Here is a 20,185-nt window from a genome sequence, read left to right as displayed (position 1 = left end):
TTGAAACAATCCGGCATGAGCCGGAAATAAGCGTAGGGGGGCTTCTGAAAGCGGGAAGTGCGTAGAGGCGTTTCTTTCCCCTGGGGGCATTCTCATGTATAGGCGGTGCGCGGGTGGCCTCAGGTGATCGCGCGGTTGTGCGCGTTGCGTGGTATTCAATAACCGTCACGACAGGTAAGCACACTCTCATGCACGAACCGGCTCGCAGCATTACCCGGTATTTTCGCGACACGCTTGCGGATGAATTGATTCTTGACAAGGTGGACAGCAGTCGGGGCAGCGAATCGTACCTGCCCATCACGGATGAGCAGTTCCGGATGGGGGTGTTTCCCCCAGACATTGCGAAAGAGATTCTGGGCAATGCGCCGGAACAGCGGATATTGATTGCCCCCGTGCGGTTCCAGCGGGGTTATGTGCGCGGCTCTTCATACTGGAGGGCTCCGGAAGTCGTCACGCCCATGCTCGTGCCGTGCGTCCTCTTGCGGGACGGCAGGCTGTCCGCGCAGGAACGCATCATGCCGTGGTTCATCCGGGATTATCTGGACCCGGTGGTGTCGACGACCAACATTGTCTTCACCTCCGTGGACGCCGTGGAAGAGTACATCGCGCGCAACAGCCAGCATTTCGCGCAACTGGGCTGGGATCGGTATCACGAATTCTGCACCGGCATGTTGCAGGAGTTGATCGGCTTCGACGAGCTGGGCAACGTGCAATTGGGCGACATGCCCTATGCCGTGTGCCGGGAGCCGCGGGTCTATATGGACAAGGGGCAGTCCGGAGCCGCGAGCAACATCAAGAAGCTGTACGATGCCGTGCTGCAACGGGACGAGCTTCCCGGTGCCTACCAGAGTTTCGTTGGGGGTTGCCAGAAGCCGCGCCCGTTGCTGACCCTGGAAGAGGAAGCGGACGTGGCGGCGCGGCTGCACCTTGGCCAGATGAGTGGTGCCTTCGGGCTGGGGCCCAGCCAGCGGGAGACGATTCACCATTTCCTTTCCACCAGGAATGGCGAGGTGCTTGCGGTGAATGGCCCCCCCGGAACCGGCAAGACCACCTTGCTGCAAAGCGCCATCGCCTCGCTGTGGGTGAAGGCGGTGGTGGACGCCGGGGACGGCAGGCCCGAACCGCCGGTCATCGTGGCCACGTCGTCCAACAATCAGGCAGTGACCAACGTCATCAGGGATTTCGGCGCGGTGCTCAAGGCGGAGTCCGCCAATCCGCTGGAGGTCCGCTGGCTGCCTGCAGGCGTTGACAGCCTGGGGGCCTATGCCGTTTCGGACGCCAGGCAGAAGGAACTGGGCAAAGAGGGCAACCCCTTCCTGTCCATGGCGCTGGCCTGGGTGGGCGGTGGCTACGAACTGAAGGGGTTTTTCGAGGGGGTCGAAACGCCGGAATATGTCGAACGGGCCCTGTCCGATTACCTGACCCACTATTCCCGTTTTTCCGGCACGCCCCCGCCAGCCGGGAACCCCAGGGCCGCATTGGCCGCCATTCGCGACGATCTGCGCGCACGCATGTTGCGTGTGACTGACACAATGCAACAGGCCCTTGCCGCGTGGACGCAATGCCTGCGCGACGGCGCGCGCATGGCGGAGGTGGACGCGCGACGGATTCAAATAAAGGAATCGTTGGCACACGGGGAAGCAAGGGCCGCGAGCGTGGCCGAAGAACTGGCGCAAGTGGCCGGGGAGCAGGACCGCGCGACGACCATGGCGCAAGAGGCGGCCACCGCCATTGCCGGGCAATCCCTGGTCGAAAGTCTGCTGGGGGCCATGGGGTTCGTGAAGGACCGCCTTGCCGCGCGGGCAAAAGCCTTTGTGTTGCAGCATCGCCTGGAATTGCCCGCGCCTCCGAAAAACCTCGGCGAGGTGGGCGCGCACGTGGATGCCCTGCTGGACGCCGTTCGCAAACACCACCACGCGCTGTCCGCAGAACTGGAGGACCTGGCGCGGGCAGATGCGCAGCTTCGGCAGGAAGATGCGCGGCAGGTCGCGCTGTTGCAGGAAATGGCCGCGCGCCGTGCCGCCCTGGCCGAGACGCTGCACCTTGCGGAGGGCGACCTGGAATTCACGCGTCAGGGGCTGTACCGCCTGCTGGACCGGCTAGACCGCACCGCGCGCTTTGAACTGTTCCTGCTGGCCGTACACTATTATGAAGGTCTGTGGCTGGAAGATGTGTCCGCCCCCGAGCGCGGCAGGATACGCGGCGCGGAACGGCTGAAGCGCATCGCCATGCTCACGCCGTGCATCGTGTCCACCCTGTTCATGGTGCCCAAGTTTTTCGCCACGTCCGGCGGGCCGTTGTACGAGTTCATCGACCTGCTCATCCTCGACGAGGCGGGCCAGGCGGGGCCGGACAAGGCCGCTGCGGTGTTCGCTCTGGCAAAGCGGGGGCTGGTGGTGGGCGACGTGTACCAGATCGAGCCCGTGTACCAGATTCCCACGTCCGTTGACCTTGGCAACATGCGGCGCCACGGGATTCATGCCGGGAACGAGGAGGACATGCCCATCGGTCTTGCCGCGTCCAGGGGCAGCGCCATGCGCATGGCCCAGGACGCCAGCCCGTACCACTGCATCCTGAATGGGCGGCCCGCTGAAGAACGCGGCATGTATCTGCTGGAGCACCGCCGGTGCCACAAGGACATCATCGGCTACTGCAAGGAGCTCGTGTACCCGCACCTGGAAGTGCTGACCCGGCAGGAGCCGGACGATTTTTATCTCTTTCCCCCGTTGGGTTATGCGCACATCCCTTCCACCGGCAGAAAGAAGAACGGCAGTTGGCACAACCCCTACGAGGCGCGCAACATCGCACAATGGCTGGCTGGCAACCGGGACAGGATTCTCGATCGGTACAAGGCGGCATCGCTGGCGGACATCGTGGCCATCGTGACGCCGTTCGCTAGTCAGGTGCAGTCCATCCGGGTGAGCATGTGCGAATGCCTGCGTGAACGCGACCATGCGGAAATGGTGGTGGGCACGGTGCACAAGCTTCAGGGCGCGGAACGGCCCATCGTGATCTTTTCGCCCGTGTACGGCCCCGGCAACGTGGCGGTCCCCTTCTTCGACCGGGGGCGGAACATGCTTAACGTGGCCGTGTCGCGGGCAAAGCATTCCTTTCTCGTGTTCGGGAACATGGGGCTGTTCGAACCGGGAGGGGGGCGACCATCGCAGATTCTCGGAAAACACCTGCAATGCGTCATTCAGGGCGGCGAACTGGAAGACTTCCGGCTGGCCCCGCGCCCCATGGAGGGGCGCATCGAGCACCTGACGACGCTGGAGCAGCACAGGGCCGCGTTGCGCGGGGCCTTCGACACTGCGCGGGAGCGGCTGGTGATCGTTTCGCCGTTTCTGGGGGCGCACGCGCTCGACGCGGACGGCGTACTGGAGATGATTCGCGCCGCCAGTGGGCGAGGCGCGGCGGTGGAGGTCTTTTCCGACGCGCGGCTGGCGCTGGCTGGCTGCCAGAACAGGCAGGACAGGCTGGACGAGCTGGCGCAGGCCCTGGAGGCCGCAGGTGCCCGGCTGAGGTTCGTCAACGGCCTGCATAACAAGACGTTGATCGTGGACGACCACACGCTGGTGGAGGGCTCGTTCAACTGGCTGTCCGCCCGACGGGACGGCATGGCCCGCAGGGAACATTCGATACTGTACCAGGGCTGCGACGTGTCGAGGCTGCGAGAGGAACTGTTGCCGGTGTAGCCATGCCGGAATCGTGCATGCCACATGAAAAGGCTTGCGGTGTGTGGCCGCAAGCCTTTTTTCTTTCCTGGTACCCGGAGCGGGGATTGAACCCGCACAGCCGTGAGGCCGAGGGATTTTAAGTCCCTTGCGTCTGCCAGTTCCGCCATCCGGGCACGGTGGGATTGGGCCGAAACCCTAGTATGCGGGCCGGTTGCCGTCAATGTCGGGGTGGCGGAGGGGCAGGATGCGCGGGGTGCGACTCCGCAGGGCGTCAGATGACGGCGTCCGGGGTGGGGGGGGCGATTTGCGTGTCGGCGACAGCATCCGCCCAGTGCATTCGGCCAGTGCATTCGGCCCGCGCGTCTGGTCAAGACATCTGGTCAAGGCGTCCAGTCAATGGACGCGGACTGCGAGGAAACGCCCGGTGGGTGTTACCCCGCAGGCTTACCGGCGGGCTTGCCGCCGTTCTTGCCGCGTTTGGCGCGGGCCGCGCCCGGCTTGGGCGTGGTGGTGGGCACCACGGCCAACGCCGGGTCTTTTTGCGCGTGGGTGGCCAGGCCCTCGCGGGCGCTTGGCAGGCGCAGGCCGGATTCGCGCCAGCGACCGTCGGCCAGCAGGTACAGGTGCAGCAGGTCCAGCCCCTTGTCCACGAACAGCATGCGTCCCTGCACGTCGCCGCGCAGCAGCGGGGCCACGGCGGCGCACGCGGTGTGAAAGGCCGCTTCCTCGTGGTGGGCGAACACGCACTGCACGCGCAGGGCGTCGCCGGTGGGGGTGAAGTCGATGTGCTCGCCGCCGCTGGCGTCCAGCGCGGCGTGAATGGCGTCCACCAGCTCCGCTTCGCGGGCCAGCAGGTCGTTGTAGCTCAGTTCCGGCCCGTACACGAAGTGCCCGAAGAGCTCGCAGTCGAATTTGGCCATGGTCGGTCCTTGCATGTGGGACGCGGGGCGTCCCGAACGGTCGTGTTCGTTGTCAGCCAGGGGGCACGCGAGATGCGCCGAATGCGGGCGCTGCCGTGCATCGAGAGGTGCCGTGCCGGCTCGGTCGGTCCGGTCGGTCCGGTCACAGCCCGGTCGGGCACGAGGCGCGCCGCGAAATGTCCCTGTACGTGTGCTCTCCGGCAGTGTTTTCGGCCCCATGCGAACGTAAGCCGAAACCCACGGATACCCCAATGATATAGCCGAGCCCGTTTCGGGCGTCAAAACCGCTGCGGTCCGTGTGCAATGCGGCAGCGGCGGGGGCAGGTGCCAGCCCTCCGGGCAGATCCGCAGAGGCTGGACGTGTCCGGAGCGCCGGGCCATACTGCCGTATTCGTCAGTCACCGTGGTGACCATCGACGAGCTGGACACCGACAACTGGGGCGTGGGCGGCGAGACCATCACCGCGCGGCGCAAGCGCGGGGCGTAGCCGCAGGGGGGATGGACGCTTTCGCCGTGCAGCGCCCGTCGTGCCCAGCTCGTCGGGCGGATGGCGTCGGCACCGCCCCTCCGCGCACCCCGCGCCGCTGGCGCATCGCCCCCCCATCTGCTACAGGCAGGGCATGCACACGGACACGCGCCCCCGTCTGGTGGTGCTCGGGCTGGACGGCCTGCCGTTCTCGCTGGCCCGCCACCTCTGCGCGCGGGGCCGCACCCCCAACCTCGCCCGCATCGCCGCATCCCCCAACGCGTCGGCCATGGCCGCCGAGCTTCCCGACCTCTCGCCGGTGAACTGGACCTCGTTCTACACGGCGGCCGGGCCGGAAACGCACGGGGTGTTCGGCTTCACGCGGTTCAACGTGACCACGCGCGAACTGTCGCTGGCTGACTTCTCGCAGGTGGCCGCGCCCACCATCTTCGACCGCCTGGGCGAGTGCGGGCTGACCAGCCGGGTCATCAACCTGCCCAACACCTACCCGGCGCGGCCCATTCCGGGCATGCTGATTTCCGGGTTCGTGGCGCACGACCTTGCGCGGGCGGTGCACCCGCCGTTCCTGCTGGGTCCGCTGGCCGGGGCGGGCTACCGGCTGGAGGCCGACACCGCGCGTGGGGGGTCGGACCCGGCCCACCTGCTGGCGGAACTGCGGGCCACCCTGGCCGCCCGCCGCGCCGCGCTGCGCCTGCTGTGGCCCGACCTTGCGTGGAACCTGTTCGTGCTGGTGCTGACGGAAACCGACCGGCTGTTCCACTTTTTGTGGGACGCGGTGACCGACGAGGCCCACCCGCTGCATCCGGCGTGCATGGATTTTCTGGCGGAGTGGGATGCGCTGGTGGGCGAGGTGCTGGACCTGACCAAGGCCCTTGCCGCGCGCGACGGCCGTCCGGTGCGTCTGCTGGCGCTGGCGGACCACGGCTTCGGCCCGGTGCGCGCCGAGGTGGACCTGAACGCCTGGCTGCGCGGGCAGGGGCTGTTGCGGCAGGTCACGCCCGGCGGCGTGGAGCAGTGCCACGAACTGGACGCCGCCACCCTGCACCCGGATAGCGCGGCCTTCGCGCTGGACCCAGGCCGCATCTACCTGCGCACCCGTCGCCGCTTTCCGGACGGCATGCTGGACGACGCGCAGGGGCGCGCGCTGGCGGAACGGCTGCGGCACGATCTTTCGCAACTGACTTTCGAGGGCGCGCCGGTGTTCCGGGCCGTGCTGGCGGCCGACGAAGTGTACGGGCCGGAAGCGCCGGGGGCGGGGCTTTCCGGGCCGGGCATGGTGTCGCCGGGAGCGCGCGGGGCCGTCGACGTCCCGCCCATGCGCTGGGCCGCGCCGGACCTGGTCTGCGTGCCCGCATACGGCTTCGACCTGAAAGCCAAGTGGAACCGCGCGCAGGTTTTCGGCCTGCCGGAGCAGTACGGTCGCACCGGCACCCACACCCCGGACGACGCCTTCTGGTACGATGCGCAGCCGGACGGCCTCGCGCCCGTTTCGGTGCGCGATGCGGGCGCGATAGTTCTGCGCCATTTCGGGCTGGATGCGCCGCCGCGTACCGTGGGCTATCCGGCCACCCTCTCCGGCCTATTCGGGCAGACGGGGGGGCGCGGGGCGGCGGCACCGTCCGACGGCACGCCGGGGATGCCGGATGCTGGCTCTGGTGACGTGCATCCGAAGGGGTAAAGTTTCGACGCTTACCGATAGCTGCGAGCTATTGGCGCGCTGTGTAGTGGCTCGCAAGCGTTTATATCGCAAACACACCGACCACCATCCGGTAGCTGTATGATAGATTATCGAAAAGAACTGAACCCTGCCCAGTACGAGGCCGCCACCACCCTGGAAGGTCCGGTGCTGGTCATTGCCGGGGCTGGCAGCGGCAAGACGCGCACCATCGTCTACCGGCTGGCCAATCTGGTGGAGCAGGGCGTGCCCGCCTCCTCCATCCTGCTGCTGACCTTCACCCGCAAGTCCGCGCGAGAAATGCTGCACCGGGCCGGGCGGCTGCTGGAGCACAGCGCCACCGCCGCCGTGCATGGCGGCGTGCATGGGGTTACCGGGGTGCAGGGCGGCACCTTTCACGCCTTCGCCTACTCGGTGCTGCGCCAGTTTCGCCCATCCGGCTACGAGGCGGGCGACCTTACCGTCATGGACGGCGCGGACATCGTGGACGCGGTGCGCCACTGCAAGGAAAACCTGGGTGTCGGCAAGGGCGACCGGTCCTTCCCGCGCACCCAGAACATCGTGGGGCTCATCAGCAAGTCCCGCAACAAGGAACTGGACATCGACGAGGTGATCCGGCGCGAGGCGTACCATCTGCTGGTGCACGCCGAAGGCATTGGCCGCATCGCCGCCGCCTACCACGCCTACCGCCGCGAACACGGCCTGCTGGACTACGACGACCTGCTGTTCGAGCTGGAGCGCCTGCTGCGCGAACGGGCCGACGTGCTGGACTGGTGCCGCGCCAAGTTCCGCTACATCATGGTGGACGAATACCAGGACACAAACCTGGTGCAGGCCCGGCTGGTGCACCTGCTGGCGGGCGAGGGCGGCAACATCATGGCCGTGGGCGACGACGCCCAGTCCATCTATGCCTTTCGCGGCGCGGACGTGCGCAACATCCTGGATTTTCCCAGGCTGTTCCCCGGCGCGCATGTCATCAAGCTGGAAGAAAACTACCGTTCCGTGCAGCCGGTGCTGGACCTGACCAACGCCATCCTGGCGGAAGCCCCGCAAGCCTACCGCAAGAAGCTGTTCGCCGCGCGCGAAGGGGGCGACAGGCCGCTGGTGGTGCGCCCGCTCAGCGACCTGACCCAGGCCTCGCTGGTGGTCTCGCGCATCGTGGAATTTTTGCGCAGCTACCCGCCCCACGACATCGCCGTGCTGTTCCGGGCTGGGTACCAATCGTACCATGTGGAAGTGCAGCTGAACAAACTGGGCGTGAAGTTCCGCAAGTACGGCGGGCTGCGCTACTCCGAGGCGGCCCACGTCAAGGACGTGCTGTCCTATGCCCGCCTGGTGCTGAACCCGCTGGACCTGCCCGCCTTCCAGCGCGTGGCCGCCATGTCCAAGGGGGTGGGGCCAAAGACCACCCTGAAGCTGTACGACATCGCCCGGTTGGGCGATGCCGAGGCCACCCGCCGCGCCTGCACCCGCCACCCGGAACTGCGCGCCGACCTGGACCTGCTGGACGGCCTGCGCAAGCGGCCGCACACGCCCACCTCGCTGCTCGAAGAAGTGATGGAGCACTACAAGCCGCGCATGGAGGCCGCCTTCCCGGACGACTGGCCGCGCAGGCAGCAGGGGCTGGAGCAACTGCTGCAGATCGCCGCGTCGTACCGCGACCTGGATCTGTTCATCTCCGACCTGTCGCTGGAAGACCCCGGTGAAGAAGAGGAAAACCGCGACAGTGTGGTGCTGTCCACCATCCATTCGGCCAAGGGGCTGGAATGGGGCGCGGTGCTGCTCATCGACCTGGTGGAAGAGCGCTTTCCCTCGCGGCACGCCATTGCCCGCGCCGAAGACTTCGAGGAAGAGCGGCGGCTGATGTACGTGGCCTGCACCCGCGCCCGCGACCAGCTGTGCCTGTTCGTGCCCGCCAGCCTGTACAGCCGGGGCGACGGCGGCAACCAGCCCGCCGTGCCCAGCCCCTTCGTGCGAGAGTTGCCCGCCCACCTGTTCGACGAGCAGCATGAAAGCTATTCCGGCGGCCTGATGCGCCGCGATGTCCAGAACGGGCAGCGGGCGGCGGGGTTTGGCGGCGGCAGGAACGGTGGCGGCGGGTTCACGCAGCCCATGGGGGCAGGCCGCTTCGACGGCGCGCCCGGCATTCCCCGGCCGCCCATGTTCGCGGAAGGGACCGTACCGGGCAGGGCCGGGGCGGCGGCAGCCCGTCCGGCGTCGCCCTTACCGGCATCGCCCCCGGCACAGCCCGCCGCGCCTTCGCCCCTTTCCGGGGGCACCGCCCCGGCGGGGCAGTGCGGTTACTGCACCCACCGCATCTTCGGGCGCGGCAAGATCGTGCAGCATCTGCCGCCCGACAAGTACCGCGTGAATTTTCCCGGTTTCGGCCTCAAGGTGATCATGGCCGAATACCTGACGCTGGAATCCGACTGAACCGGAATCTGATTGACCAGGAGCCTTCGCATGACCCGGCTTGCCTCCGAGGACGATTTCCTCGCCGCCATCGACCGCCACTTCACCAACGCCCATCCCCATCTGCGCGTGGGGCGCGGCGACGATTGCGCCGTCATCGCCTGCCCGCCGCGCATGGCCGTGAGCACCGACCTGTTCAACGAGCACGCCCACTTCCGCACCAGCTACTTCAGCCCGGCGGACATCGGCCACAAGGCGCTGGCCGTGAACATCAGCGATCTGGCCGCCTGCGGGGCGCGGCCGCTGGGCTTCAGCCTGGCGCTCACCGCACCCGCCGATCTTTCGCGTGAATTCTGCGACTCCATGCTGGCGGCCATGGCCGCGCTGGCGCGCGAGCACGACATGGCCCTGTCAGGGGGCGACCTGACCCGGGGCGACGCGCTGTCCCTGTGCATCACGGTATGGGGCGGCCCCGCGCCGCGCCCGGCGCAGGCGGACAGTGCGGACCGGGACGGGCACGGAAACGGCGCGGAGGCTGGTGGCGAAGACGCATCGCCCTTCCTGCGCCGGGGTGGCTGCCTGCCGGGCGACCCGCTGTTTCTGGTTGGCCGCACCGGCCTTGCGCGTGTGGGCCTGCTGACCCTGGAAAGCATGGGCGGCGAGGCCGCGCACCTGTACCCGGAAGCGTGCCGCGCCCACTTGCGGCCGCGCCCGCAGGTGGCGGCGGGGCTGGCGCTGGCGGCTATCTGCGGTACTGGCGACGCGCGCATCGCGCTCATGGACGTGTCCGACGGGCTGGTGCGCGACCTGCCCCGGCTCATCGGCGCGGACCGTGGCAGCGGCCTTGGGGCCGAACTGGTCATGGACCCCGAAGCCCAGCCCGACGAGGTGCGCGCCTACGCCTTGGCCAACGACCTCGACCCCGTGGACATCGCCTTCATCGGCGGCGAGGACTACGCCCTGCTGGGCAGCTGCCGCCCGGGCATGCTTGATGCCGTGCGCGAGGCCGTGCCCGGCCTGACCCTGCTCGGCCAGGTCACCGCCGACGGCGTGGTGCTGGTCAACGGCGACCTGCCCGCGACCGCCGGGTTCGACCATTTTTCGGGGTAAAAGATGGATAAAGAATTCACGGGGGAGGGACCCTTTTGCGGCAGCCGTAGGCGAGTCCCCGAGCCGTACGGATGGCGTCCGCAAGGCGTGAAAAGGGTCTCCTCCCCGCACCCCCGTCTTGCTGTCTTTATCCGTAATGCTCGAAGACTCGCATAACGGCTAAGGCTCCCCCTAAAACTTCCAATGGGGGTTGCCAGACCCAGTATTCAAGTCCCCCGGCAATCAAGGAGCGGAGCATATGGACACAATCCTGCGGCCCATCGGCGTCATAGTGTCGCCGCTCACCGACCTTGCGCAGTGCCCCAAGCAGGGCGACGAGGGCGCGCCCGAGGCGTGGGTGGAGATTGCCGCGCCCTACGTGCCCGGCCTGGACACCCTGACGCCCGGTCTGTCACTGACCCTGCTCACCTGGCTGCACCGCGCCGACCGCAGCGTGCTGTCCGTGCACCCGCGTGGCGACATGAAGCGCCCCAAGCGTGGCGTGTTCAACACCCGCTCTCCAGCACGGCCCAACCCGGTGGGCCTGCACGAGGTGCGCCTGCTGGAGCTGGCCCCCGGCGCGGACGGCTCCATGCGCCTGCGCGTGGCCCCGCTGGAGGCGCTGGACGGTACGCCGGTCATCGACATCAAGACCTCGTACCGCCAGCGTCAGCCGGAACCGGCACCCGATGATGCAGTGGGCGATGGCAGTGATACGAATCGTATGACGATCAGTGGGGCGTTTGGTAATGCGAAAGGCACTACGCAACCAGGCGTCATCTCCGGTTCCGCACCCTCGCCGTGGGGCGAGGGCATTCCAGAAGGGCATGCCGACGAACTGCGGCGCATCTGCCTGCGCGGCTGGCAGCGCGGGCTGTATTCCGGGTTCAACGGCAACGCCAGCCTGCGCCTGGGGGCTGCCTGTCTGATGACCTGTTCCGGTGCGGCCAAGGGAGACCTTGGCCCCGGCGACCTCGCGCTGGTGGACATCGCCACCGGGACGGTGCTGGCCGGGGGCAAACCCTCGTCCGAAGGGGCCATGCACCTGGCCATCTACCGCGCCAGGCCGGACGCCATGGCCGTGGTGCACACCCATCCCCCGCGCCTGCTGGCCCTGGGGACGCTTGTCGGCCCGGACGACATGCTGCGTCTGCCCATCTACGAATCGGAACTGCTCCGCGTCCAACTGGGCTTCGCGCCCCCCCACGCCCCCGGCACGCAGGAACTGGCCGACGCCGTGGCGGCGGCAGCCGCCACCCGCGACGCGGTGTGGATGGAACGCCACGGCCTGTGCTGCACCGGGCCTTCCGCCGCCCGCGCCCTGGCCTTGGCCGAGGAACTGGAGCATCTGGCCGGGGTGCAGCTGGCGGTGCTGTCCGCCCACGCCAAGGTGCGGGATTGACCAAGGACGGGCCGTCGGGTGTCGGCGGTGGCCGTGGGGCGCGTTCACGGCGCTCGCGCCCCACAGCGCCTTGCGTCCGTCACACGGAACGGCTAGATTCGCCACCTTGCGGCCGTGCATGGGGCAAACGCACTGTTCGTCGCTGCCCGCCATCGTTCCGGCCGCGCCCCCGAAACCTTTTTGGGGCCTTGCCCCGCAACCCCCTTGGGGATTTCCCCGCGCGAGGACATCGCACATGGCTCAGGCTTCCGACGCCGCACAAGGCTTCCGCCCCGATTTCGCGAAAATGAACGGTCTCGTGCCCGCCATCGCCCAGTGCGCCGCCACCGGCGAAGTGCTGATGATGGCCTGGATGAACGAAGAGGCATGGGACGCCACCCTCGCCACCGGCGAGGCGCATTACTTCAGCCGCAGCCGTGGGCGGCTGTGGCACAAGGGCGGCACGTCGGGCCATACCCAGCATATCAAGGCCGTGCGCCTGGACTGCGACAGCGACACCGTGCTGCTGCTCGTGGAACAGAAGGGCGGCGCGGCCTGCCATGAAGGGTACCGCAGCTGTTTCTACCGAGAGTTGAAAGACGGCGAACCCGTCATCTGCTCGCCCCGCGTGTTCGACCCCAAGGAGGTCTACAAATAATGTCCGGCAACAACATGCTGAAGATCGGCATTCCCAAGGGCTCGCTGGAAGAAGCCACCGTGAACCTGTTCGCCCGCTCCGGGTGGAAGATTCGCAAGCATCACCGCAACTACTTCCCCGAGATCAACGACCCGGAACTGACCGCGCGCCTCTGCCGGGTGCAGGAAATTCCCCGTTACATCGAGGACGGCGTGCTCGACGTGGGCCTGACCGGCAAGGACTGGCTGCTGGAAACCGGGGCCGACGTGGTCGTGGTGTCCGACCTGGTCTACTCCAAGGTCAGCAACCGCCCGGCCCGCTGGGTGCTGGCCGTGGGCGGCGATTCGCCCTACGTGCGGCCCGAGGACCTTGCGGGCTGCACCATCGCCACCGAACTGCTGGGCGTTACCCGCCGCTACTTCGAGGACGCGGGCATCCCCGTCAAGGTGCAGTATTCCTGGGGCGCCACCGAGGCCAAGGTGGTGGAAGGCCTGGCCGACGCCATCGTCGAGGTCACCGAAACCGGCACCACCATCAAGGCCCACGGCCTGCGCATCATCGCAGAGGTGCTGCTGACCAACACCGTGCTCATCACCAGCAAGGCCGCCTGGGAAGACCCGTGGAAGCGCGCCAAGATCGAGCAGATAGACCTGCTGCTGCAGGGCGCGCTGCGCGCCGATTCGCTGGTGGGCCTGAAGATGAACGTGCCCTCGGGCAACCTGGACGCCGTGCTCGACCAGCTGCCCAGCCTCAATTCGCCCACCGTGGCCGGGCTGCGCGACAGCACCTGGTTCGCCGTGGAAATCGTGGTGGACAACGGCGTGGTGCGCGACCTCATCCCCCGCCTGCGCGCCGCCGGTGCCGAAGGCATCATCGAGTATTCGCTGAACAAGGTCATTTAGTTAAAAATGAAGATGAATATCGGGGAGGGGACCCTTTAAAAAGGGTCTCCCTCCCCGAACCCCTCCCCCCTAAATTTTCTATTGGTGGGGATGTGGCCTGCCCCTTTTCCAGTTGTCTCCCGCACGGAAAGAATGGCTTCGAAAGGCAACAGGCTGCCTGTTGCAAAACGAGCAGGGTGGCGACCGACTTGCGCTGCATACCAGCGGCGCAAAGATGCAGAGTGCAGCGCCCCGTCCGCCGGAGGCCGTCCCATGCCCGCACAACTGTTCCTGCCCCGCGAACTCTACGGCATCATCGGCCATCCCCTGGGCCACACCATGAGTCCCCTGCTGCACAACTGGGGCTTCGGCCTGCTGGATATCCCCGCCGTGTACATGGCCTGGCCGCTGGAGCCGGGCCGCGTGGGCGACTTCATCACCGCCGTGCGCACCCTGCCCATCCGCGGGGCCAGCGTCACCATTCCCCACAAGCAGGCCGTGTTGCCCCTGCTGGACGGCGTCAGCGACCGGGCCCGCGCCGTGGGCGCGGTGAACACCCTGTACTGGCGCGACGGTCGGTTGCTGGGCGAAAACACCGACGTCACCGGCTTTCTGGCCCCGTTGCGCCAGCGCGCGGCGGCAGGGTGGCGGTGCGCCAGGGCGCTGGTGCTGGGCAACGGCGGCGCGGCCCGCGCCGTGCTGGCCGGGCTGCACGAGCTTGGCCCCGACGGAGAGGGCGTGGTGGGCGCGGTGGCCGTCACCGGGCGCAACCCGGAAAAGGCCGCGCCGCTGGCCGCCGAATTCGGCGCGGCGGTGGTGGACTGGGACGCGCGCGGGGCCTGGGGCGCGGACCTGGTCGTCAATACCACCCCCATGGGCATGTCCGGCGAGCGGCAGGGCGATACCGCGTATCCCGCGCAGGGCTTTGCCGCCCAGGCTGCGGGGGGGCGCGGGCTTGCCTATGATCTTGTCTACAATCCGTTGCGGACCCGCTTCCTTTCCGAGGCCGCTAGCGCGGGCTGGGACACCCAGGACGGCCTGGCCATGTTCGTGGAGCAGGGGCGCGAGCAGTTCCGTCTGTGGACCGGCCGTGAGTTGCCCGCCGAGGGCGCGCGCACCCTTGTTGCCGTGGCTTTGGGCTTCGGCGACGTTGCCGTGGGCCGCGCCTGCGGCCAGTGCGAACTGCCCGGCCTGGGGAAAGGCTAGGCCGTGACCGCCGCTGGCGGGCAGGGCCGCATCGCCCTCTGGGGCACGCCCCGGCTTTGGCCGTTGTCCGCGCGCGTGTCCGCGCCCTCGTCCCGGCAAGGCCGGGCGCGGGGCGTGCTGGCGCTGCTGGCCGCGCTGTTTGTCCTGCTGTGCCCGCCGACAGCGCGTTCTGCGGAACCGGAACTGGCCGCATTGCCCCTGCCGGAACTGACAGCCCGCCTCGCGGCTCGCTACGGTGGGCAGCAGCCCGCCCAGTGGGGACCGGCACTGCCCGGCACGCTCACCCGCCTGCCCGCCTCCGCCATGACCAAGAACGGCCCGGCCACAGTGGCCCTGACCTTTGACGCCTGCGGCGGCGGGTACGATATCTCCATCATTGCCCTGCTGCGCGAACTGCGCGTGCCCGCCACGCTGTTCCTGGCCGGGCCGTGGCTCAACGCCCACCCCGCCGAGGCCGCCGACCTCGCCGCCGACCCGCTGTTCGAAATAGCCAACCACGGCGCGCGCCATCGGCCCGCTTCGGTGACCGGGCGCGCGGCCTATGGCATCCGGGGCACCCGTTCCGTGGCCGGATTCGTGGACGAGGTGGAATCCAGCGCCCGGCGGCTGGCCGTGCTCACCGGCAAGCGCCCGCGCTTCTACCGGGCCGCCACCCTGTTCTGCGACGAGGTGGCCGTGCGCATTGCGGCGGACCTTGGCCAGACCGTCACCGGTTGCACCGTGGCGACCGATGCCGGGGCCACGCTGCCCGCCCCGGCCGTGGCCCGCAACCTGCTGGCCGCCCGCAACGGCGACATCCTGCTGCTGCATATGAACAGGCCGGGCGCGGGCGCCGGCGCGGGGCTGCGCATGGCCCTGCCGGAACTGCTGCGGCGGGGGGTGCGCTTCGTGCGCCTGTCCGACGCGGCGGGCGCGGCGGGCGCGGCGAGCCGATAACCGGGTGTTCGGCCCCCGGCACGGCATGGGGGCTCGAAAGCGGAAGCCGCGAGGAGCGAACGTGGCTTCCGCAGGCAGTGATTTCTACGGTATGCTGCACTGTTGGACGGTGCTGCCGCAGTGGGGGGCGGACTCCCGAAGGGCGGGGCCTCGGTGGCGTCCGGAGACGTTCCGGCAAGCTGGCCCTGCCTGCGGCAAGCCCCCTGCGGCCAGGGGTGTTTTTTTGCTTGTCACCCTGCCCCTCGCATGGCACACAAACCCCGAACGACCCCCTTCCGGCCCGCGCCAGTTCTGGACGCACGGCCAGTCACACCACCGGCCGCAAGGCTGGCTGCATGACGGAAGACGAACGCATGATACGCTGCTCGCAGGTCATCCTTTCATCCCGGCCGGTGCACCGGGTGCGCAATCTGGGGCTTCGCCGCTCCGGCAACGCCCGAACGCCCGTGGCCGGCGATGCCGGCCCCTTGGCCCGTGCGCGCTGGTAACCGGCGCGCCCCGCATCCCGCAGCGTAGCGATTCCGTCCCCCTTACCTCGACGTACGACGTACCGGCTCCCGGTGCGATGCGCCACGGCGCACCGGCGCCGCACTTGCCCACTGCCCGGCCCCCTGTGCCGGGGCGGCATGCATGCGGCATCCGGCGGCGTCGATTCGGAACGCCGCTCCGGATACTCCGGAGCCGCGCGCACCCCGCGCGCGGGCACGGCGCAGACGGTTCCCGATCCGTTCCCGACGGCTTTCCGGTCCGCAAGGGCCATCCGGGGCAGCCCCCCGACAGAGCACACCAAGAGGCGACGATGGCAGACCAGGAACACATCATCGAGTTGCGCGGCGTCACCAAGACGTTCGAAGACACCGTGGCGCTCGACTCCATAGACCTCACCATCCGCAACGGCGAATTCCTGACCCTGCTGGGGCCGTCGGGCTGCGGCAAGACCACCATCCTGCGCCTGCTTTCGGGCTTCGAGCAGCCCACGGCGGGCGAGGTGCGCATCAACGGCCAGGTGGTCAACCGCGTGCCCCCCGAACAGCGCCAGGTGAATACCGTGTTCCAGAACTACGCGCTGTTCCCGCACATGACCGTGCGCGACAACGTGGCCTTCGGGCTGAAGATGCAGGGCGTGGCGGCGGATGAGACGGCCCGCCGCGTGCACGACGCCCTGCGCATGGTGCATCTGGAAACATTCGCCGACCGCAAGCCGCGCCAGCTTTCCGGCGGGCAGCAGCAGCGCGTGGCCATTGCCCGCGCGGTCATCAATAACCCGCTGGTGCTGTTGCTGGATGAGCCCTTCAGCGCCCTGGACTTCAAGCTGCGCAAGCAGATGCAACTGGAAATCAAGCATCTGCAACGGCAACTGGGCATCACCTTCGTGTTCGTCACCCACGACCAGGAAGAGGCGTTCGCCATGTCCGACCGGGTGGTGGTGATGAACGAGGGCCGCATAGAGCAGATCGGCGCGCCCAAGGAAATTTACGAGGAGCCCGCCAACATGTACGTGGCGCGCTTCGTGGGTGACATCAACGCCCTGCCGGGCCGCATCGACGCCGTGCGGCTGGACTGGTCCGCCGCGCCGGGCACCCCCCTGGCCCCGCCCGCGCCGGGTACGCCGGAACACGCCGCCCTGCCGCCGGACCTGAAGCCCGGCGAACACCTGTACGACGCCACCGTGGGCGGCACGGTGTTTCCGGTGCGTTCGCCCCGCAGACTGGCCCCCGGCGATGCGGTGCAGGTGCTGCTGCGGCCCGAGGACTTGCGCATCGACCGCATTGCGGATGCGGAAACCCCGGACTGGCCGCACCTGTGGGGCCGCATCGAGGAATCGGTGTACAAGGGCGCCACGGTGGACCTGGTCATCACCCTGGATGACGGGCAGCGGCTGATGGCGGCCGAGTTCTTCAACGAGGACGACGAGGACATCAACTACAACCCCGGCGAGCGCGTGGCCGTAAGCTGGGTGGACGGATGGGAGGTCCTGCTGCCCGATGACGCGGCGTAGACCTTTCCGCACCGCCAGCATCGCCGTGGTCTGGTTGTGGCTGGGGCTGTTCGCCCTGTTGCCCAACCTCGGTCTGCTGCTGGTCACCTTTCTGGAGCGGGGCGAGTCGGACTTCGTGAGCCTGGTGTTCACGTGGGACAACTACGCCCGACTCGCCGATCCGGTGTTCGTCAGGATACTGGGCGAATCGCTGTGGCTGGCCGCCGCCAGCACCCTGGTGTGCCTGCTCATCGGCTACCCGTTCGCCTACGCCGTGGCCACGGCCCGGCGCGGGCTGCGGCCGTGGCTGTTGCTGCTGGTGGTCATCCCGTTCTGGACCAACTCGCTCATCCGCACCTACGCGCTGATCATCATCCTGAAGTCGCAGGGCATCGCCTCCAACGTGCTCATGGCCCTGGGCCTCGTCAGCGAGCCGGTGTCGTTCATGTACGGCGAGTTCGCCGTGTTCACCGGGCTTACCTACACGCTCTTGCCGTTCATGATCCTGCCGCTGTACGCGTCCATAGAGAAGCTGGACAAACGGCTGCTGGACGCGGCCAAGGACCTGGGGGCCAGCAGCCTGCGGGCCTTCTGGCACGTCACGCTGCCGCTGACCCTGCCGGGCATCGTGGCCGGGTGCATGCTGGTGTTCCTGCCCTCGCTGGGGTGTTTCTACATTCCGGAAATCCTGGGCGGGGCCAAGAGCATGCTCATCGGCAACTTCATCAAGAACCAGTTCCTCGTCGCGCGCGACTGGCCGCTGGGCGCCGCCGCCAGCACCATCATGACCGCACTGCTGGTGCTGATGATCATCGGCTACTGGCTCAGCAGCCGCCGGGTGGCCCTGCGCGAACGCAAGGGCGCGGATACCGGCGCGGCCACTGCCGGCCGCACGCCCGACGGCGGTCACGACATGCAGGACGGCGACGACATGACGCATGGCGCGGACGGTGCGCACAGGGCGCGGGGGAGGGCATGACATGACCCTGCGCCTGCGCACCCTTCGCACGTGGCTGGTCTGGCTGGTCTACGCCTTCCTGTACGTGCCCATCCTGGTGGTCATCGTCTATTCCTTCAACGACGCGCGCTACACCACCGAATGGAAGGGCTTCACCCTGAAGTGGTATTCCGCCCTGGCCGCCAACGGCCCGCTGGTGGACGCCGCGCTCAACTCGCTGTCCGTGGCCACACTGGCCGCCACCATCGCCACGGTGCTGGGCACGCTGGCGGCCATCTGCATCCGGCGCTACCGTTTTCCGGGGCGCAAGGTGCTGCACGGGTGCATCTACGTGCTCACCGTGTCGCCGGACATCGTCATGGGCATCTCGCTGCTCATCTTCTTCATCGCCATGGGGGTGCAGCTGGGCTTCTGGACCCTGCTGGCCGCCCACGTCACCCTGGCGCTGCCCTTCGTCACCGTGACGGTGCTGGCGCGCCTGGCCGAGTTCGACGAGCAGCTCATCGAGGCCGCACGCGACCTTGGCGCGTCGGAATGGCGGGCCTTCCGCCACGTGCTGCTGCCCCTGGCCGCGCCCGCCGTGGCGGCGGGGTGGCTGCTGTCGTTCACCCTGTCCATGGACGACGTGCTGGTGAGCTTCTTCGTCACCGGTCCCACCTTCGAGGTGCTGCCCCTGCGCGTCTATTCCATGGTGCGCCTTGGCGTGAAGCCGGACATCAACGCCCTGTCGGCGGTGATGTTCACGGTAACCATAGTGCTGGTGCTGCTGGCACAAACCCTTACCAGGACGAGGAGGAAATGATGCGCACGAAGCTGCACGCGGCCCGCGCCGCGCTGGTGATGGTGGGCCTTGCCCTGGCGGTGCTGGCGGCGACGATGTTCGCGCGCCCCGCCGTGGCGGCGGAAGAAAAGGTGCTGCACGTCTACAACTGGTCGGAATACGTGCCCCAGTCGGTGCTCGACAGGTTCAGCAAGGAGACGGGCATCAAGGTGGTGTACACCACCTACGAATCCAACGAGGCCATGTACGCCAAGATCAAGCTGCTGAAGGGCGTGGGCTATGACGTGGTCGTGCCGTCCACCTACTTCATCTCCATGCTGCGCGACGACGGGCTGCTGGCCAAGATCGACAAGACCAGGCTGAAGAATTTCAAGAACCTTTCGCCCAAGGTGCTGGACCAGCCGTTCGACCCCGGCAACGAATACTCCGTGCCCTACATGTGGGGTTCGGCGGGGCTGATGGTGAACAAGAAGGTGGTGGACCCGGCCTCCATCACCAGCTGGAACGACCTGAACCGCCCCGAGTTCGCGGGCAAGGTCATCCTGTCCGACGACCAGCGCGACTCCATGGGCGTGGCCCTGAAGGCGCTGGGCTATTCGGTGAACTCCACCAACGAGGCAGAGATCAAGGCCGCCTACGAATGGCTGAAGAAGCTGCTGCCCGCCGTGCGCGTGTTCGACGTGACCGCAAGCAAGCAGGCCTTCATCAGCGAGGAAGTGGCCGCGGGCCTGATCTGGAACGGCGACGCCTACATCGCCGCCAGCGAGAACAAGAACCTGGTGTACGTCTACCCCAGGGAAGGCGTGCCCCTGTGGGTGGACAGCCTGGCCATCCCCGTGGGGGCCAAGCACAAGGAAAACGCCCACAAGTTCATCGACTTTTTGCTGCGGCCCGACGTGGCCAAGGAATGCGTGGAGGAATACAACTACTCCACCCCCAACGTGGGCGCCCAGAAGATCCTTTCGCCGGAGCTGGCCAAGAGCCGCATCACCTCTCCCACCGACGCGGACCTGAAGAACGCGGAGTTCACCAACAGCGTGGGCAACGCGCTGGAAGTGTATGAAAAGTATTGGGAGATGCTGAAAACCGGCAGCTAGGCCGTCAGCTTCAGGGCAGAAAATGCAGGACGCCGGGTCGCGAGACCCGGCGTCCTTTCGTTGTTGCGTG

General features: G+C 67.8%; 15 protein-coding genes and 1 tRNA gene. 14 read left to right on the top strand and 2 right to left on the bottom strand.

Going from position 1 to position 20,185, the window contains the following annotated elements; all coding sequences use genetic code 11:
- The first annotated feature begins 188 nt into the window (after window positions 1-188).
- On the top strand, window positions 189-3,695 hold the full coding sequence (locus RVX_RS16710; RefSeq protein WP_116307563.1) for an AAA domain-containing protein: 3,507 nt from the start codon (window positions 189-191) through the stop codon (window positions 3,693-3,695).
- Window positions 3,696-3,763: 68 nt separating this feature from the next.
- Here RVX_RS16710 and RVX_RS16705 read toward each other — a convergent pair.
- Both RVX_RS16705 and RVX_RS16700 read right to left on the bottom strand, forming a co-directional pair.
- A tRNA-Leu gene (locus RVX_RS16705) sits at window positions 3,764-3,850 on the bottom strand.
- 258 nt (window positions 3,851-4,108) lie between these two features.
- Window positions 4,109-4,597: a hypothetical protein gene (locus RVX_RS16700; protein ID WP_116307565.1), complete on the bottom strand. Its 489-nt coding sequence runs from the start codon at window positions 4,595-4,597 to the stop codon at window positions 4,109-4,111.
- A gap of 298 nt (window positions 4,598-4,895) precedes the next feature.
- Between RVX_RS16700 and RVX_RS16695 the strand changes: the two genes are divergently transcribed.
- The 13 genes from RVX_RS16695 (at window position 4,896) to RVX_RS16635 (ending at window position 20,115) form a co-directional block, all read left to right on the top strand.
- Entirely contained in the window at window positions 4,896-5,084 is a 189-nt protein-coding gene (locus tag RVX_RS16695; protein ID WP_230404749.1) for a tautomerase, read from the top strand.
- A 133-nt stretch (window positions 5,085-5,217) separates the two neighbouring features.
- Window positions 5,218-6,762 (top strand): alkaline phosphatase family protein, encoded by a 1,545-nt coding sequence (locus RVX_RS16690; RefSeq protein WP_230404753.1) that lies wholly within the window; start codon window positions 5,218-5,220, stop codon window positions 6,760-6,762.
- 99 nt (window positions 6,763-6,861) lie between these two features.
- On the top strand, window positions 6,862-9,192 hold the full coding sequence (locus tag RVX_RS16685; RefSeq protein ID WP_116307567.1) for an ATP-dependent helicase: 2,331 nt from the start codon (window positions 6,862-6,864) through the stop codon (window positions 9,190-9,192).
- A gap of 30 nt (window positions 9,193-9,222) precedes the next feature.
- Window positions 9,223-10,281, top strand: a complete 1,059-nt coding sequence (locus tag RVX_RS16680; RefSeq protein ID WP_116307569.1) for a thiamine-phosphate kinase — start codon at window positions 9,223-9,225, stop codon at window positions 10,279-10,281.
- 238 nt (window positions 10,282-10,519) lie between these two features.
- Window positions 10,520-11,662, top strand: coding sequence for a tRNA (N6-threonylcarbamoyladenosine(37)-N6)-methyltransferase TrmO (tsaA, locus tag RVX_RS16675; protein WP_116307570.1), 1,143 nt, complete (start codon window positions 10,520-10,522; stop codon window positions 11,660-11,662).
- Window positions 11,663-11,897: 235 nt separating this feature from the next.
- Window positions 11,898-12,299 (top strand): phosphoribosyl-AMP cyclohydrolase, encoded by a 402-nt coding sequence (gene hisI, locus RVX_RS16670; RefSeq protein WP_116307572.1) that lies wholly within the window; start codon window positions 11,898-11,900, stop codon window positions 12,297-12,299.
- Window positions 12,299-13,180: an ATP phosphoribosyltransferase gene (gene hisG, locus RVX_RS16665; RefSeq protein ID WP_007525108.1), complete on the top strand. Its 882-nt coding sequence runs from the start codon at window positions 12,299-12,301 to the stop codon at window positions 13,178-13,180. The genes hisI and hisG overlap by 1 nt, the downstream gene beginning before the upstream one ends.
- Before the next feature lie 252 nt (window positions 13,181-13,432).
- Complete coding sequence (aroE, locus tag RVX_RS16660; protein WP_420192387.1) at window positions 13,433-14,365, top strand: shikimate dehydrogenase; 933 nt, start codon at window positions 13,433-13,435, stop codon at window positions 14,363-14,365.
- A gap of 3 nt (window positions 14,366-14,368) precedes the next feature.
- Window positions 14,369-15,301: a polysaccharide deacetylase family protein gene (locus tag RVX_RS16655; RefSeq protein ID WP_116307574.1), complete on the top strand. Its 933-nt coding sequence runs from the start codon at window positions 14,369-14,371 to the stop codon at window positions 15,299-15,301.
- Between the two features lie 799 nt (window positions 15,302-16,100).
- Window positions 16,101-17,300, top strand: a complete 1,200-nt coding sequence (potA, locus tag RVX_RS16650) for a spermidine/putrescine ABC transporter ATP-binding protein PotA (protein ID WP_116307576.1) — start codon at window positions 16,101-16,103, stop codon at window positions 17,298-17,300.
- On the top strand, window positions 17,287-18,258 hold the full coding sequence (gene potB, locus RVX_RS16645) for a spermidine/putrescine ABC transporter permease PotB (protein ID WP_116307578.1): 972 nt from the start codon (window positions 17,287-17,289) through the stop codon (window positions 18,256-18,258). The genes potA and potB overlap by 14 nt, the downstream gene beginning before the upstream one ends.
- A gap of 1 nt (window position 18,259) precedes the next feature.
- Window positions 18,260-19,039 (top strand): spermidine/putrescine ABC transporter permease PotC, encoded by a 780-nt coding sequence (gene potC / locus RVX_RS16640; protein ID WP_116307580.1) that lies wholly within the window; start codon window positions 18,260-18,262, stop codon window positions 19,037-19,039.
- Between the two features lie 38 nt (window positions 19,040-19,077).
- On the top strand, window positions 19,078-20,115 hold the full coding sequence (locus tag RVX_RS16635; RefSeq protein WP_116307841.1) for an extracellular solute-binding protein: 1,038 nt from the start codon (window positions 19,078-19,080) through the stop codon (window positions 20,113-20,115).
- The last annotated feature ends 70 nt before the right edge of the window (window positions 20,116-20,185 follow it).

This window comes from Nitratidesulfovibrio sp. HK-II (assembly GCF_003402415.2).
Taxonomy (GTDB): domain Bacteria; phylum Desulfobacterota; class Desulfovibrionia; order Desulfovibrionales; family Desulfovibrionaceae; genus Cupidesulfovibrio.
Note: the sequence above shows the minus strand (reverse complement) of the source record. Positions and strands in the feature narration are given on the sequence as shown.